The following is a 16,904-nucleotide window of genomic DNA, read 5'->3' on the forward strand; positions in this document are numbered from 1 at the left end:
CACCCTCCGCAAACTAATCAGCCATACTTGACTGCATCTTTGCCTGGCGCTGGCGGCGCACATCGTACCACTGCCACAACCACACCCCACCGACCAGCATCACTCCGACCAGATCGGTCAGTAAGCTCGGCCAGAAGCAGAGAAATGTCCCAACCGCGGCGACAATCCATTCCCACCAATTCGTCTTACGCACAAGGTAGAACATCGATACTGCCGAGAAGGCAATGGTACCAAGCGTGGCCGAGAACCACGACATCGCCACTTTACTCCATTCTACATCGACGAGCGGCTGACCACTCGAACCGATTATCAGTATTTCCGGGGTAAAGGCAAAGAGAATGGGCATGACATAGAGCAGCTTGGCAAACTTAAACGATGTCCATCCCGTCTTCCACGGATCGGCGCCGGCAATTGCTGCTCCAGCATACGCTGCTACACACACCGGTGGGGTGATGTTGCTGTCTTGGCTAAACCAGTAGACGATCATATGCGCAGCCAACAGGGCGACCCCGAGGTTCGTCAATGCCGGGACCGCGATCACGGCGGTAATCAGGTACGATGCTGTTACCGGTACGCCCATACCGAGCAATAACGAGGCAAATCCGATCAAAGCCACAGCAGCTAAAATATTGCCACCGCTCAGACTAACGATAATGTTAGCGAAGCGCTGACCGACACCGGTAGCGTAAATCGTCCCGACGATCATCCCGATCACGCCGACCGTCGCGCCGATCACTAACGTATCGCGCACACCTTTTTGAATTGCCTCATTAATCGCCTTGATCACACGCACCGTACTGCGCAAAAACGCATTGACGAGCGTCCCACCTTGAGCAGCCGGATTCTTAAAATCAGCCACATTTTCCGGCAACAGATACATCAGTGGAATACACGACAAGATCGACCAGAACGCGGCATAGCCGGGCGAGAAGCCACGAGCCAGCATCACAATAACGACCACCAACGGCAGCGCCAGATACCATTCGTGGCGGATGATCTGCCACGCGGTCTGCTCGGTTTTAATGCCGGTAAGACCGAACTTCTTGGCCTCGAAATGCACCATTGTCAAGACCGAGAGAAAGTAGAGGATCGCCGGTACAATCGAAATCGCTACAATCACTGAATAGGGTGTATTAGTCAATTCAGACATCAAAAACGCACCGGCACCCATGACCGGGGGCATAAACGCTCCACCAATCGAAGCTGACGGCTCAATCGCACCGGCCACGTGAGGCCGGAAACCGGCCCGTTTCATCATCGGAATGGTAAAGGTACCGGTGCTGACCGTATTGGCAATTGCACTCCCTGAAATTGAACCAAACAACGCCGATGAAAGGACAGCAACCTTGGCCGGTCCACCGGTACTCCGCCCGGCTAAAGCGAGCGGCAGATCGATGAAAAAGCGACTGGCACCGGCTTTATTGAGAAAAGCGCCAAAAAAGATGAACAGAATGACGTAACTGACCAGCACGTTGGCCATCACGCCGAATACACCCTCTTGGTCGAGGAACAGCACCGTCGCCACCCGTTGCCATGGCTGACCACGATGGGCAAACGTGTCTAAAATGGGAATATCGTAGAGCACAAAACCAAACCGCAGATAAAGGATGAAAAAGAGACCAATCAGCGTCATCGACCAACCGAGGACACGCCGAGCAATTTCGAGCGAGATAATCAACCCGATCACGCTGACGGTAAAGTCGGTTGGATTATACGCGCCGGCCCGCCGTTGCAGCGCCGGATAGTTCAGAATGAAATAGCCAACGACCAAAACTGTGACCACGATGAGCACGAGATCGATAATCGTTGGCCCACCACGCGGCATGATGATCGTGCGTAACGGAGCCGGCATCCGCTCAGCCAAACGGTTCAGCCACGGTTGCAACGGACTCTTCTTGCCGACGGCCGGGTAGAGCAGTAGCACGAGAATGTAGGTCAGCATGACATAGATACCACGCTGCCACTGTACCGGCGCCGGGAGAGTTCCAGCGGTATAAATATAGAAACCGGCCATTCCAACCGCAATCAGCGCCACAACGGCGCTCCAAAAGCGGCCTAGCATCCGTGTGGGTTTCTCTTCTTGTTCGAGGTACTGACGAACCTTTTCCTGATCGATCTCGTCGCCGGTCGGCAGTATGCCATCTTCGGATCGTTTTACTTCAGCCATATCAACCTCTTTACCATAAGACGGTACCGGAGGGAGTCATGTCGGTGCTCCCTCCTGCCCTCCATCAGCTCGCCCGTTGTCGATTGGCTTACTTCAGATTATCGGGAATCTGCACCCCTTGTTCGGTCCAGAACTTGACTGCACCGGGATGCAGTTTATTGGCAATACCGGTAATACCTATTTCCAGTCCCATCTCCTTAGCCGAAGGATGCGCCTCGCGCAGCCGATCCAACCCGCCTTCGAGATAGACTGCTTTCAGCGCCCGATAGACGATGTCTTCCGGTACATCGGCATTGGCCACCCACAACGCTGTATCTTGGAAACTCGGCACGTCATTAGGAACACCATCATACGCGCCACCGGTCAGCATACGTTGCGAGTAGAAGGGATACTGCTGGAAGAAACCACCTTCCACACCCGGCGTGTAGATATCGATCAATTTGATCTTGGTTGCTGCCGCTGCCTCACGCACCGAAGCGTTGGGGAAGCCAGCCAGCACCCAGAACCCATCCAGTTGGCCGTCAGCCATGGCCGCGGCTGCCTGCGAATAGCCGAGGTATTCGATCTTGATCTTGTCGAACAAACCGAGCGCTTTGAAATAGCGTTCAGCACTCAAGGCGGCTCCCGAACCGGCATTACCGAGCGCAATCCGCTTGCCGACGAGATCGTTCACCGAGTTAATGCCACTGGCTTCCGATACCACCAAATGAGCGACACCGCCATACAGTGGTGCTACCGGCATCACCTTATCGTAGACAGTTGGATCGTCGGGTAACTGGCCAAGTGCACCGAGAGCTACATCTCCTGAATAGACGATCCCAAACTGGCGATCACCTGCATTTACCGAGCGTAAATTCTCGGCTGAACCACCGGTGCCTTCTGCCGTAATATCAACACCGGGCACTTTCTCTTTAATAATCAGCGAAAGTACGTCGGCATACACTTGAAACACGCCACCTACCGGTCCGCCACCGAAGGCATAGCGAAGAGTCTGTGCAGGAGCAGGTGCCGCAGCAGTGGCTTGTGTCTGCTCGATAGGCGCTGCGGTTGGTGCAGTGGTTGTCGATGAGGTACCACACGCACTCACCAGCAACACCACGAGTAGCAGTCCGATCACGCGCATAGTAGAAACCACGTCGTTTCCTCCTTTGCTTGTAATCAACGAGCGAGCTGATGTCAGATAAAATGGATTATAACTGATATGAAAACCATTGTGGGGAAGAATTTGACAATGATAAAGGGTATGGTATGACAATCATTAAGGGACACGCGCCGTTCCGCCAAACAATCACCGATGGTATGACGATTGCCGGTGCGATTGGCGGTAGTGGGCCGCCACTGCTGCTCTTGCACGGTTACCCACAAACCCATGCCATGTGGCATGCGATTGCACCGGCATTGGCAGAATCGTTTACCGTCGTTGCAGCCGATCTGCGTGGCTACGGCGATAGCGATAAGCCGGTTGATGATCCGGCACATCTCACCTACAGCAAGCGAGCGATGGCGGCGGATATGGTGGAGTTAATGGAACGGTTGGGTTTTCTCCACTTTGCCGTCGTTGGTCACGACCGCGGGGCACGAGTAACGCATCGGATGTGTCTCGATCATCCCGATCGCATTATGCGCGCTGCCGTGCTCGATATTGTACCGACGCATCATATGTACCTGACTGCCGACCGCGAATTTGCCACTGCCTACTACCATTGGTTCTTTCTCATCCAACCTGCACCGCTCCCCGAACGGCTGATCGGTGCCGATCCCGAGTTCTGGTTGCGGAGTAAGCTGGCACACTGGGGCCGCGCACCGACTGCCTTCACTGCGACGGCTGTCGCTGAATACCTGCGCTGTTTTCGTAATCCGGCCACCATCGCTGCCAGTTGTGCCGATTACCGGGCGGCAGCCAGCATCGATCTCACGCACGATGACGAAGATGTCCGCGCCGGACGCAAGGTGAGGTGTCCGTTGTTGGTGCTCTGGGGAGCCGATGGCTTTGTCGATCGAAAATACAATGTGCTTGAGGTATGGCGCCAATATGCCGTCGATGTGCAGGGTCACAGTGTCCCCGGTGGGCATTTTCTGCCTGAAGAGGCACCGGCAGAAACCCTCGCCGCGCTCCAGTCATTTTTGGCCGAGTAGCAATCAGCAGTAGCGAACGATTACGGAACATTCAGCAAATCAAGTATTCGGTGCACAATCGCTGTATCAACCTCATCGAGGCCATAGGTCAAGCGCTGCCGGCGACGCTCACCCTGCCAGATCTGACGCACAGCTTTACGAATGCGCCAGCCCTTACGTTCAAGATCATCCAACGCACGCTCGACATCAGGTCGCTCGCTCTCATCACCGCGTGCCACCGCCACAATTGCTTGTAACAATGGTTCAAACTGTTGCACAGCGTGGGTTGCATCTTCTGCACTCTCGGCGAGACTGATCAGGCCAATGGCAGACAAACGGTCGATGATCATTTGTTGCTGATCGGGTGGCAGCGTATTAATGGCAAATTGCAGCAGTGCGCCATCTCCTTGCTCGAGCGCCTGGCGCACTGCCAGGGGCAGACTAGCAAGAAACTCCGGTGTCAGATCGGCGGCGATATCTTCGGCCGCAGCACGATGACGCTCGGCGAAATCGGCCAATCCCAAATCGGCAAAGATCTCGGCGGCGCGCGCAAGGTAGGGGCGGGCCAGATCGGGACGACCCATGCGCCGCAAGGCCCAACCGTAGTTGCCGGTCTGGGCTGCCGCACTATAGTACTCGCCTGCCGCCCAATAGAGCCTGACCGCCTGATTAAGCAAATCGGTTGCTTGTGGCAAGTCGGTAGCGATAAGAGCCTTGCCACGAGCAATCAAAGCATCGGCTTCAGCCTTCAATTGATCAGGATCACTCATTGCACTCCTCGCGTCGTGGTTATGCGCTGTCGGCGCGGTGGACGCTGCGCACCCAGCGTCGCTAGTTTCGCACCGAGCTGCTCTAAACTGACCAAATTATGCACCGGCAGAAAATCATCAACGAACGGGAGGGCAGCCTGCATCCCCACCGTCAACGGTTCATAGCCGGGTGCCCCGAGGAGTGGATTCAGCCAGATCAGCCGATGGCACGAGCGTTGTAACCGATCCATCTCACGTGCCAGCAGCTCAGGATCGCCACGATCCCAGCCATCGCTGATCAACACCACCACCGGGCTACGTCCAAGTACCCGTCGGCCCCAGCGAAAATTGAACTCCTTAATAGCTTCGCCAATGCGTGTACCACCGCTCCAATCGACCACGTGCTTGCTCACCGCATCGATCGCATCATCAATATCCTTGTGGCGTAACTGACGAGTAATGCGAGTCAGCCGTGTCCCGAACACGAACGTTTCAACATCGCCTAAACCGGCCGAGATGGCATGCGCGAACTGAAGTAGAATGCGCGAGTAGCGTTCCATACTGCCCGAGATGTCGCAGATCAACACCAGTGGACGCGGCTCAGTACGAATATCATGCCACGATAATGTCAGCGGCTCACCGCCAAAGCGCCAGCTCTGACGCAGGGTACGGCGCATGTCAAGCAAGCGACCAGCGCGGGCTGGGCGACGACGCCGGGTACGGCGCGGTTGAATCCGCCATTCCATTCGCCGGATCAGCTCTTTGCAGGCTTGTACCTCTTCCCACGTACACTGCGCAAAGTCTTTGGTACGCAACGCCTCATCCCGACTAAAGGTAAGTTGGATCTCGATCTCTTCCCGTTCTTGACCCTCCGCTGCATCGGCATCATCGGCGACGGGTTGGCGGCGTGGTAAACGAAGCTGACGACGCGGAATCTTAACCTGCGGGAGCAGCATCTGCATCATCTCTCGTTCGAGATCGATGCCGAGCGCTTTTTTCCAAAAAAACTCGAAGGCTGCGTCGAATAGCGGCAAATCTTCGCGGCGCAGCACCAGCATGCAGCGCATTGTAGCCCGCAAATCTTCGCGATGGAGCAAACCGACGTGCTCGATAGCTTCGATTAGCTCGACGATCTGGCCGGGGCTGACCGGGATGCCCATTTCACGCAGCAGATAGCCAAAGCTGACAATGTGTCCGAGTAGGTTACCGCCGGAGGTAGAGGACGTTTGGATCATAGCCGTTGTTCTTGGTTAGCCAATAGCCTGCGTGAGTAATTGTAGCACAGACCCAACAGCGTCGGATGCTAACGCAAAGACGCAAAGATCACCAAGGTGGGGCCGGCCCCAGCGTGGCGCCGTTGGTGCTTGTCGTGTTTCTGTAACGCAAAGACGCAAAGACGCAAAGACGCAAAGACGCAAAGACGCAAAGACGCAAAGACGCAAAGAGCGCCAAGGTGGGGCCGGCGGGTGGTGACCCATCCACACAGGCGGAACTATTGGCGATACGTACCGATAGATTGTATAATCAAGCTATGTTGATAAGATCTATCCCGTTACCGTCATGACAACATGGCACGTTCAACTTCTTGGCGGTTTCGACGTTCGGCGCAATGGTGTCTCACTCAATGGGGCATTCCAAACCGACAGTGCACGAATTCTCTTTGCGTGGCTGTGTTTTCACCAAAAGCAAGCCGTTCGCCGTGAAACCCTCGCTACGTTGCTCTGGTCAGACAAGCCGCAGAGCGCTGCGCAAAATGCGTTGCGCGTTACGCTCAGCCGCATCCGGCAGGCCATAGGTTCAACCCTAAACACGCTGATTACCGATCCTGCTACCGTCACTCTCAACCTCTCCAGCGACTGGCACATTGATGCACTAGAGTTTCTCCAGACCGTCACAACGGTTCGCAACCATCCTCACCGCTCTGCCGCCGGCTGCCCAATCTGTCAAGCGCATCTGCACCGAGCTGCTATGCTCTACCGAGGTGCATTACTGGCCGGAATGCCCCCTGAAAGTGAACCGTTGCTCGCATGGATAACCCATCAAAGTGAAACGATGCATCGAGCCGCCATCGAGGTGGATGGACATCTGGCCGAATATGCCCTACGTGTAGGTGATTGGAGGGCTGCGCAGGACTACGCTGGCCGGCAATTACAGCTTGAACCATGGTGTGAAGCGGCACATCGTCAACTGATGGTTGCCCTCGCCCGTCAAGGGAAGCGCACGGCGGCGCTAGCACAGTATCAGAACTGCTACAATCTTTTGCAACACGAATTCGGCATCGAACCAGAGGACGAGACCAAACAGCTCGCGGAATCCATTCGTACCGGCCAACTCGCTCATTTTATTGAGCCGATTCTACCGTCACAACACCAAGCCGATGCTATCAATCGATTGCCACTCATCGGACGAGAACGGGAGGTCGCCACCCTGATCGACTGGCTGAATCAAGCCGGTCTCCAACTGATCACCATTATTGGGGCCGGTGGGATCGGCAAAACCCGACTGGCACTGCGGGCCGCCCATCTGATGCAGTATGCATTTCGCGATGGCGCACGATATATCTTTTTGCATCCAGAGGATGGTGCGGAGATGACCAACAACGATGCAACCGCGTCATTGGCCCGCGCTATCGCCACTGCCTGTCATATCGAAGTCAATGACCATTATCCGCTGCCGGTGCAGATCATTGCTGCATTACAATCACGCGCCTATCTGCTGGTCTGCGACAGTTTCGAGCACGTCGCCGCTGCCAATTTATTTATCAACGAACTGCTCACTGCCGCACCCGACTGCGTCGTGTTGGTGACATCCCGCCAGCCGCTGCACCTACGCCGCGAGCAGATACTTAAGCTCGGGCCACTTTCTACCAAAACTACTACGGCAGAACCGAGTCTGAGTGCGCAGATGTTTATCGCATTAGCCCAACGCAGCGGCGTCACCGGCGAAGGTCAGTTGGCGCTAGCCGATATTGAACATATCTGCGCCGATCTCGATGGGATGCCGTTGGGAATTGAGCTAGCCGCGGCTGCGCTGCACACCATGAATTTGCCCGAATTGCGGCAAACAATGCAGCAGCGCATCAAGATGCTGCACAACCCTCTCGCCGATGCAGCGGCGCGTCACCGCAGCCTCTCTGCAATCCTGGCTTCGACATGGCAAACCTTGACGGCAACCAGTCGGCAGGCACTGGCGATGTTGAGTGTAGTGCATGCGCCATGCCCGCTGGCAGCAGCACAAGCGATTATCGGTAGCGAGGAGGCATTAGTCGAACTATTCGATCTTGCCTTGGCCCGTCGGCTCGATGATGGAACGGTGTGGCTCCACGAGCATGTGCGCCAATGGGCCGGCGAACGGCTGCTGAGCAATTTTGATCCCACCATTGCAGATATAGCCCACCATCGCCACGCTGAATGGTTTCTGGATTGGCTGGCCGGTGCATATCACGCTATGCAAGGCGCCGATAGCTTTGTCATCCGTGAGCGACTCCTCGCCAGCTCGAAGGACATTGAAGCCGCATGGTACTGGGCGTTAACCCATGGGGCGTGGGATCGAGTCAGCGCTGCCGTGCCCGCCTACGAAGCTCTGTTTTACCTCAGTGGACGGTTCTTTGATGGTCTTGAGCGATTTCAGCAGAGTCTGGCTTATGTCAGTCAGCCTGACCAACCGGAAACCAAGTGGCTACGAGTGAGATTGCTGATCGGTCAAGCGACTTTGCAACGCTTACGCACCAGTGGACAGGCTAGCGAGGCGATGCTTCAGGAAGCAGTTACCCTGGCCGAGCAATTGGCCGACCGACAACTCCTGGCGAACGCACTCTTACGGCTTGGCACGCTCCAGAGCACCGGAAGATATAACGCCAGCGGTCGTGCCACACTCGACCGCCTCCGTAAAGTGCTCGATCAGCAGATTACTATGCCGCTGAACGAACTGTACGTGATGGAAAGCGCATACTGGCGGCTGATGAGTTGGCTTGAACTTCACGCTGGCCGGAACGAGATGGCCATCGCGTATGCCCAGCAGGCGCGGGAACTGGCCGAACAAGCTCATCAGTACGTCATGATCGCTCATTGCTACGAGTCCCTCAGCGCGGTCTTCAGTACGATAGGCAATTTTGCCGACTCCGAGCACTATCTACAACAGGCACTGACCATCTATCAGCAGCTTCGTTTGACGTATCATCAAACCAATGTGCTTGATTTACTGGCGCAAAACGCTGATGCACGTGGCGATTATGAACAAGCTCAACGCTACTATTGGCAAGAATTGGTGCTGGCACGTGAATGCGGTAATCTTGATGCTGAATTAGTAGCGCACATCAATCTCGGTATTTCTTACGACCAGATGGGACACTACGAACAAGCACTCACCCACACGCAGATTGCAATGGCGCTTTGCGACAAAGTGGGTAATACCAAACATCACACGGTGATACTGGCCAATTTAAGCTTGCACGCGCACCACAACCATCGCCATGAGCTAGCTCTTGCCTACGCACGCAGCGCCACCGAACAAGCCGTACATCTTCCCGATCTGCGAGCTTACGGGTACGATTTTCAAGGCCATGCCTTACTTGCGCTGGGCCGTCTCGATGAGGCTGAGCAGGCCTACCATCAAGCCAAAACGATTCGCCAACAGATCAACTACCCTGTACTCGTGCTCGAATCGCAGGCGGGTCTGACCCGTGTCGCGCTAACCCGCAACGATGCCGCAGAGGCATTACGCCGCGCTACACCGATTGTCGAACACCTGCTGGCCGGCGGCCATCTCTACGGTGCTGAAGAGACACTCCGGATCTATTGGACGGCGTATCAGGCGCTCGTGGCTAATCACGACCCGCGGGCTGAGGCTGTTCTCGAGCTAGCACGCAACGTGGTGCGTGAACGGGCCAACCGGTTAAGCGATCAGACCAACCGTACAATCTTTTTGAACGCTGAGTTCAACCGTCTGATCATGACTGCCGGCTAAATAGCGACGGCACATCATCCGACGGCAGCCTGATCAGAACATATCACCGCCTTGACATCTAGCTCGTTTGTACTCATCGGTATGAGCCGGCTTGACCGATCAAGGAATATGCGTTCGGGGTCGCACCGCCGTGCAATTGCGTCTTTGCGCCCTCTGCGTCTTTGCGCCCTCTGCGTCTTTGCGCCCTCTGCGTCTTTGCGCCCTCTGCGTCTTTGCGTTACCGTCCTTTGCGTTACCGTGTCTCCACCACATCCACCACCATTCCCAACGCACGCCCATCAGGGGCCGACCAAGGCACTACTCGTAGCTCAATTTCGCGCAACCCTTCGCCCATTGTCACTGGCGGCAAGGAGACGATCAGCCAGCGCCATTCAATACCGAGCCGAAACACCTGACAGTTGCCTTCGACACAGATGTGACCCTTCACCGGCGCATCGGGGCGTAGGGCCGCCACCCGTAGCCGCACCATCCGCACAGTCGCCGGGAGCCGGATGCGCGCGACCGCTCCCGTCCAGCGTGCTGATGAACCGGCTAACGATTCGGCTGGATAGAAGCCATGCAGGTAGCCGAAGTCCAGCCCGCCGCCGACATCAATCACCGGTTGCGCCACCGGGCTAGTCTCGCGCCATGCGAGATCGAGTAAGGTTTGTTCACTGACGTATTGCGGACGGTAGCTTTGCCGTGCTGCACTCTCATCACCCCGTTCACGCAAGATGTCGCCGAGATGGACGTAGGGCAACGGATAGAGGATGTTGCTGCGCACGGCGGCTCGATAGGCAGCGATAGCGCCATCACTGTCACCCTGCGCACGTAAGACATGCCCAAGAGCTAGATAGCCGTCGGGGGTTGGTTGCACTGCTAATGCTTGCCGGTACGCCGCAATCGCCCGTGACAGATCACCGGTGGCACGGGCGAGATCGCCTTGGAGACGCCATACGCTGCGCCCGGCACCGTGCCAAGCGTATTCCCAGTGATAAGCGATGAGGATCGACAGACTAACGATAGCGACAACGACCAAGCTTCCAGCCAATGCAGGCCGGGACAAGCGGCGCAGGTTGGGCAGTACCAGCCACGCCCGTGCCGCGTAGGGAATGAGCGCGCAAAAGATGAAGTGGCGGTACCTTCCTTCGCCGTGGGTGACCAACGATACCGCAATGAAATAGCTAAGCCAAAGCACGAACAAGATGGCCGGTGCTCGTTTACGGATTGCCGCATAGACCATCGCCGCAACTCCCCCCACTGCGATACATCCGTAGAGCAGATCATCGAACATCAGGGCAGTGAGGAAGAGCAATGGTGGTGGATCGGCGCGGTAGTCTGTGAGCAGAAAGCGGTCTTGAATAGCTTTGACACGCCAAATCGCCAGCCAATTCGGCCACAGCTTACGCAGCATAATCGCCGGGTCTTCGCGTAACCGCTCAAGCCCATGCGCAGTCGCATAAGCTGCCCGCTCTGATGGGTCGGGAATCTGTTCGAGGACCCGAAAGATGGTTGCCATATCCTCACGTGGCTCGTTGAATGCCCACAGGTTGTACGAGAGACCGGTCTCGATCAGAATGCAACTACGGTAACTGAGGCAGTTGCGGATTGTCCACGGCGCAACCACGGTAAGGGCGGTGATGGCAAAGATGACCCCGATCAGGATGGTGGCCGGGCGACGCAATAGGGTATGCCAATGCCCGGCAGCGACTACCCCAATCCATCCAACGACGACGAGTGAGAAGTAGAGCGGCATTGAGCGGGTCAGGAGGGCTAAACCCCACAGCCCACCGGCGACGAAGATGCGCCAGTCGGGCCACCGTGCGCCACGCTGTCGCCACGCTAAGAGGAGCCACAGCGCTGCGCTGAAGAGAGTGGTGAAGAGGGTTTCGCTCATGTATAGCGCGGCAAAGGTGGCATTCGTGAGCAGGATCGCGGTAATGAAAGCGGCCAGACGATGAACGACTGGGTTGAGGGTATCACCAATTGCCTGGGAGAGACGGTAGACGAGGTAGACGTTGAGCACACTTAGCGCAATGTTGGGAAGTGCGGCTAACCATACGTCACCACCGGCCAGCCAGAGCGATCCGGCTAGCCAGAGCGGGTAGAGCGGTGCCCGTAACCAGTGGTAACGTTCGTAGAAGCTCCATCCCTTCCCGCTTAACAGATCACGAGCCACGGTGAGATACTCGACCTCATCGTTAGCCGGCAAGTGAAGTGGTTGCAACCAGAGCGCGATGCGAATCAGCGCCGCCAGTACCAGAATCCCGATAATCCACCGAGTGTCACGTTTCATAGGGTAACTGAGAAGGTTGTATAATCGAACGTCCCTTATCGCGGTCTAACGCACTACAACCTGCCGCACCTGCACGCCTAGCCGACGACCATCAGGACTTGCCGGATCGTAGGTGCGCGGCCAGAAGGTTGGTGATGTGATCGATACCACGACCGTGCGAGGTTGATCGCGCGAAACGAGCGGTATGGTGACCGTCTGCCAATCCGCTCCTACCACAAACGGATATTGTGCGCCGTTGGTGAAGGTGATCCACATCCGCACCGGCTTGCCGTCAGGTCGGCCACTGCGCACCGTCAGGGCGATGGTCTCCGCGCCGGTCGGTACTGTCAACCGAACCTGTGCCCACCCGCCTGTCCAGCGCCAACCGTGTTCATTGGCAGCGGGTTGGTGCATACCGCGGATGAAACCGAGATCAAGCCCGTCACCAAGATTCAAGACTGTCGGTGGCGGCGTGACACTCCGTTCCCAGAGCCATGTCGCCAAATCCTCGCGTGAAGTGGTGGCAAAGGCAGTTAACTCAGCACGAGCCGTGATCAGATCACCTTGTTGCCGCAAGAGATCGCCGCGGAGTAAGTGTGGATAGGGATGGGATGGTAACACCGCGATTGCCTCATCGAGCCAGCGTAAAGCGGTTGGTTGGTCGCCGTCAAGCAGAGCGGCCCGCGCGAGGGCTACTCTCGCCAAGACCGACTGCTGATCGCGATAGAGTGCCTGTTGCGCCGCAGCAATCGCAGTCCGCGAGTCACCCCGTTCTAACGCTTGTTCCGCCTGTCGGAGTAACCAATGCTTGGCGGCTAACTGCCATCCGAGCCAGGGGTAGGGGGCATGCCAGAGGGTGATTGCCAGCGCCAGTATGGGCATCAGCAAGGCTACCGGCTGTGATCGGGGCAACATGCGCGACGGTATCGGCCATTGCGCCGCCCCGACCATCCCACTGTAAGCCAGCAATACCGGATAGAGCGGTAAGCGATAACGCAGTTCGACATGAAAGATTAAGGTGGTGAGCAGGACATATGCTGCCCACGTGCCCAGCAGCCAACGCGGATCGGCGAAGATGCGCCACAGTGAGCGCCAGAAACCCTCTGGAGTGGCCGAAGTAGGTTGCCAGCATCGCACCAACCCGTAGCTGCCGGTCAGTAGCATGAGTACCCATATTCCATCCCCCAACACCAACCGCGCCACCATCTCTCCGGGCGATACCCAAATTGCCGGACGCGCCCGCATGTCGTCAACCTGTTCGAGTGCAAAGAAGAGGCGCAGCTCGCGGCTCATTTTGGCGATGAACCGGCCTGGATCGGCGGTAATGACCGCGATCCCGCGCTCGGTGGCAAGACGCTGCCGCAGTAGTCGGTCTTCGCCGAGTGCGTAGAGCTGTGCTTTTACCGCTTCACGCCCAGCAGGGTCGTTATCGAGCCACAGATTTTCTGCTCCGGTGGTATCGATGAGGATCACGCCGCCATACGTCAGCGTGTTGCGTACCGTCCAAGGCCCGATCATCAGCGCACATCCGAGCAAAAGCAGTGCTGCTTGACCAAATCCACGGCGCACGTGCTCGGCACGTATGGCGTTGACCAACCACCAGCCCATTGTTAGTGGCAACAGCGGCAACGCTACCGAGCGAAGCAGGCAGAGCGCACCGAGGATCAGACCGGCGATCAGCGCCAAACGGTAAGACAGAGCTGGCCGGAGCACTAGCCAGAATAGGAGACTCAAGCCGGCCAAAAAGAGGGTCTCGGTCAATAATTCGGTGGCGTTGGCCGCCAGCGTATAGTTGAAGGCGGCCAGCAATCCGGCCAGCAGCCCGGCCCGGCGGGCAAACGCGGGTGGCATCTGCGGCGCACTACGCTGAGCGAGCGTCCGCGCTAGCAGCGCGATCAGGGGCACAGTCAATGTACTGATCAGCGCCTGTACTAACCGCAAGTTTTGCACCAACGAGTCGACGACCACAATCGTTGCGGCGAGGAAGAGCGGGTAGAGTGGTGGCCGCATCAGACGCAACTCGACGTAGCGCCGCTCTTGCAACAAGGTGATGGCCTGCGCCAGGTATTCAGCTTCATCGCCGCCCAATGGGTAGAATTCGCGCCAGCGCCAAACGAACAGGCGTATCACCAGCGCCAGCGCTGTGAGTGAGGCTACCGCTACCCACCAGCGACGATCAGGTTGTCGGTCGATGTCCATGCAAGGATTACCATTTCTCTTGATAATCGGCTGTGACTCATCCGAAGACGTTGCCTATAGTCGCCGGCAATGATGACGGGCAATCTATCTGCTCGTCCACAGCCAAGAGCAATCTATCGCGGCCTGCAAATGTACCCTCACCGCACCTCACCGCACCTCGGCCCAATCAAGCTGAAAAGCTAGAATCCGCACCTGACCCACTTGCGGCCCTTGCCGGCGCACCAGATCGAGCGCATCGGGCACAAAGCCGGGGCTGAGTAGCGTGATTACGTACTCGTCACCGGCCGGCAACGCCGGTAGCGGCAGACAATACTCGTACAAGGAACGATTGGGTATGAACGTACCCACTGTCATCTCACCGATCATCACCTGCACGGTTGGTAACGGCAGATCGAGTGGCCAGTTCGCCGCTGCGCGTAAGCAAAGTTGGCGGGGCTGACCGGTAGCCGCTGCCGGAAAGCGTAATCGGCTCGTCTCGCTCGCCCACCGCACCGTTGCACCGAGCACCGGATCGTATTCACCTAGAAAGAAACCATCGATGTAGCCAAGATCGTTATCATCGGCCAGATCGATCCGGTCGCCGGGCAAGCGGGGTGGATGCAACCAGCGCCACGCCCACGCCGTCGGGTTCCAGTCATCGACCAAAGTCAGGCCGAGCCACTGCCGTGCGCCGGCCAAATCACCCATCTGGCGCAATAACTCGCCGCGTATAATCGCAGCTTGCCATGGGTAGAGTGGCTGACGCCGATCTAAGAGTTCCAATCCCCGCTCAGGCTGCCCAAGGCGAGCCGCCAACAACGGCTCGGCTACGGCTCGTGCATACGCCGGCACCGCCGGATCGGTCAGCGCTTGCGTCCACGCCGTTAGATCATTGTGAGCAACCGCTGCCTCCAAGCGGGATACTGCTTCATACTGTGGACGGCGTTGCCACGCGATCTGCGCCGCTGCTATCGCCGATGGGTATGGGCCAAAATACGACGCCCAGCGTGAGGGTGCGTCCGGTAACCGAGGTTCAAGGTAGGCATACGGCGTAGCGGCAACCAACCACAAGACAAGCGCTAACACCGCGTACAATTGCGTTTGCCGGCTTTTTAACCATTGTCGCCACTGCGGGAGCGCCGCCCACGCGAATGCGGCCAAGATAAAGAGGAATGGGAGCAAGGGGGTGCGAAAGCGGTTGATTGCAAATAACAGCGGGGCAGCAGCCAGATTATAGAGTAGCCACAGCCCGATTAAGCCCAGTAATGGCCCGCCGGTATTGGTCCGGCGTACCACCGCCCATCCCAACACTGCCAGTGGCAGAGTGATGATGTAGAGCGTGTCATCGAGCAACAGCATCGCTAGCGTATACCAGCGTGGTAACCGCCCTAACGCAAAGCCTTCGGCGAGGCGTTCATCGCCACTAAAGTTGATTTGAAACAGATCAACTAATTCGATCAGGGTCTTTCTAACAAATGCTGCCGGCTTTGCCCGGATCAGACACCACCCTTCGGCACTGAGCAGTTGTTGCCGTTCGGCTTGCGTGATCGCGGTGACCGGTCTCGCCAATGCGGCGCTGAGGCGTGGATCGCCGGTTTGGGCGAGACACGAACCGGCGCTCAGCGTGGCGCGCGTTGCGTCATCGAGTGACGGATCGAGCAGGGCCAAGGTAAAGTTGCGCGTGGGCGCATCGCTCCGACCACCGTCGTAAGCGGTACGTCCACCCAGTGCCAGATTGTACGCACCGGTAGTATCGATCACGATCAAGCCGCCATACGTGCGCGAGGCGTAGAGTGCCCACGGCCCAATGAGGATACTTGCTGCTAGCAGTGGCAGTAGCGCTCCTATGAATCGTTCACGCCAGTTGCCGCCGGCACGCCAGCCGATCCAGAGCGCAGCCAGTGGCAAAAAGCCGAGTAGGAGGCCGCGCGTTAGGGTCGCCAAGCCCAGCAATAGTCCACCAATGAGCACACGCTGTCGACGCTGTGGATCGGCTAAGAAGGAGAACGCTATCAGCAACAAACTGATAAACAGCGTCTCACTCAATAAAAACTGCGGGTACATCACCAGCGGTAACGCGATTGCGCTGAAGAACGCGGCACCACCGGCCACGAGCGGTGTAGCGCCGAGCTTCCGGGAGAGGACATAGACCAACCCCACGTTCAGGAGGCTTAGCAAGGTTTGACTGACAAAGATCGGCGCAAGGTTCCGACCGAACAGTACGATATGTGCTGCTAAAAACAGTGGATAGAGCGGTGCCCGCGTCCAGAGATAGCCGCTATGCCACGCAAAACCACGTCCGTGGGCCAGCCAATCGGCAGCAGCCAGATACTCAGCTTCGTCGGAGATCAAACCGAGCCGTGGCAGATTGCCCCACAGTGCTACCCGGAGGGCAATACCAATCAGGATTGCCACCAGCAACGGCCAGTGTCGAGTATAGCGATTATCGTGAAAGATACGCACGTTGATGATGCCA

9 protein-coding genes are annotated in these 16,904 nt (G+C 57.2%); 2 read left to right on the forward strand and 7 right to left on the reverse strand.

Annotated elements, in window-relative coordinates; genetic code table 11:
• Positions 1–13 precede the first annotated feature (13 nt).
• Both AC01ZF_RS00115 and AC01ZF_RS00120 read right to left on the reverse strand, forming a co-directional pair.
• Entirely contained in the window at positions 14–2,167 is a 2,154-nt protein-coding gene (locus AC01ZF_RS00115) for a TRAP transporter permease (protein WP_476575001.1), read from the reverse strand.
• Between the two features lie 88 nt (positions 2,168–2,255).
• Entirely contained in the window at positions 2,256–3,302 is a 1,047-nt protein-coding gene (locus tag AC01ZF_RS00120; protein ID WP_424674807.1) for a TAXI family TRAP transporter solute-binding subunit, read from the reverse strand.
• A gap of 113 nt (positions 3,303–3,415) precedes the next feature.
• Here AC01ZF_RS00120 and AC01ZF_RS00125 point away from each other — a divergent pair, with 113 nt between their 5' ends.
• Positions 3,416–4,303 carry an alpha/beta fold hydrolase gene (locus AC01ZF_RS00125; RefSeq protein ID WP_428113332.1) on the forward strand — a complete coding sequence of 296 codons (888 nt, stop codon included), beginning with the start codon at positions 3,416–3,418 and terminating at the stop codon, positions 4,301–4,303.
• Positions 4,304–4,323: 20 nt separating this feature from the next.
• Here AC01ZF_RS00125 and AC01ZF_RS00130 read toward each other — a convergent pair whose 3' ends face one another.
• Positions 4,324–5,052 carry a tetratricopeptide repeat protein gene (locus AC01ZF_RS00130; RefSeq protein ID WP_424674809.1) on the reverse strand — a complete coding sequence of 243 codons (729 nt, stop codon included), beginning with the start codon at positions 5,050–5,052 and terminating at the stop codon, positions 4,324–4,326.
• On the reverse strand, positions 5,049–6,266 hold the full coding sequence (locus AC01ZF_RS00135; protein ID WP_424674810.1) for a vWA domain-containing protein: 1,218 nt from the start codon (positions 6,264–6,266) through the stop codon (positions 5,049–5,051). The genes AC01ZF_RS00130 and AC01ZF_RS00135 overlap by 4 nt, the downstream gene beginning before the upstream one ends.
• A 325-nt stretch (positions 6,267–6,591) precedes the next feature.
• Between AC01ZF_RS00135 and AC01ZF_RS00140 the strand changes: the two genes are divergently transcribed.
• Positions 6,592–9,996, forward strand: coding sequence for an AfsR/SARP family transcriptional regulator (locus AC01ZF_RS00140; protein WP_476575002.1), 3,405 nt, complete (start codon positions 6,592–6,594; stop codon positions 9,994–9,996).
• Positions 9,997–10,228: 232 nt separating this feature from the next.
• Here AC01ZF_RS00140 and AC01ZF_RS00145 read toward each other — a convergent pair whose 3' ends face one another.
• From AC01ZF_RS00145 to AC01ZF_RS00155, 3 genes are all read right to left on the reverse strand, one after another.
• Positions 10,229–12,271: a tetratricopeptide repeat protein gene (locus AC01ZF_RS00145; RefSeq protein WP_476575003.1), complete on the reverse strand. Its 2,043-nt coding sequence runs from the start codon at positions 12,269–12,271 to the stop codon at positions 10,229–10,231.
• Positions 12,272–12,316: 45 nt separating this feature from the next.
• A complete protein-coding gene (locus AC01ZF_RS00150; protein ID WP_424674813.1) occupies positions 12,317–14,449 on the reverse strand; it encodes a hypothetical protein in 2,133 nt (710 codons plus the stop codon).
• Positions 14,450–14,596: 147 nt separating this feature from the next.
• The gene (locus tag AC01ZF_RS00155; RefSeq protein ID WP_424674814.1) at positions 14,597–16,891 is read right to left on the reverse strand and encodes an ArnT family glycosyltransferase; all 2,295 of its coding nucleotides are present in this window, start codon (positions 16,889–16,891) and stop codon (positions 14,597–14,599) included.
• Positions 16,892–16,904 lie beyond the last annotated feature (13 nt).

The organism is Chloroflexus sp., assembly GCF_056331925.1.

Excerpts from the sequence above, each read along its gene's own strand:
- AC01ZF_RS00115 (WP_476575001.1), bottom strand. The coding sequence starts at position 2,167 with ATGGCTGAAGTAAAACGATCCGAAGATGGCATACTGCCGACCGGCGAC.
- AC01ZF_RS00125 (WP_428113332.1), top strand. The coding sequence starts at position 3,416 with ATGACAATCATTAAGGGACACGCGCCGTTCCGCCAAACAATCACCGAT.
- AC01ZF_RS00130 (WP_424674809.1), bottom strand. The coding sequence starts at position 5,052 with ATGAGTGATCCTGATCAATTGAAGGCTGAAGCCGATGCTTTGATTGCT.
- AC01ZF_RS00135 (WP_424674810.1), bottom strand. The coding sequence starts at position 6,266 with ATGATCCAAACGTCCTCTACCTCCGGCGGTAACCTACTCGGACACATT.
- AC01ZF_RS00140 (WP_476575002.1), top strand. The coding sequence starts at position 6,592 with ATGACAACATGGCACGTTCAACTTCTTGGCGGTTTCGACGTTCGGCGC.
- AC01ZF_RS00145 (WP_476575003.1), bottom strand. The coding sequence starts at position 12,271 with ATGAAACGTGACACTCGGTGGATTATCGGGATTCTGGTACTGGCGGCG.
- AC01ZF_RS00150 (WP_424674813.1), bottom strand. The coding sequence starts at position 14,449 with ATGGACATCGACCGACAACCTGATCGTCGCTGGTGGGTAGCGGTAGCC.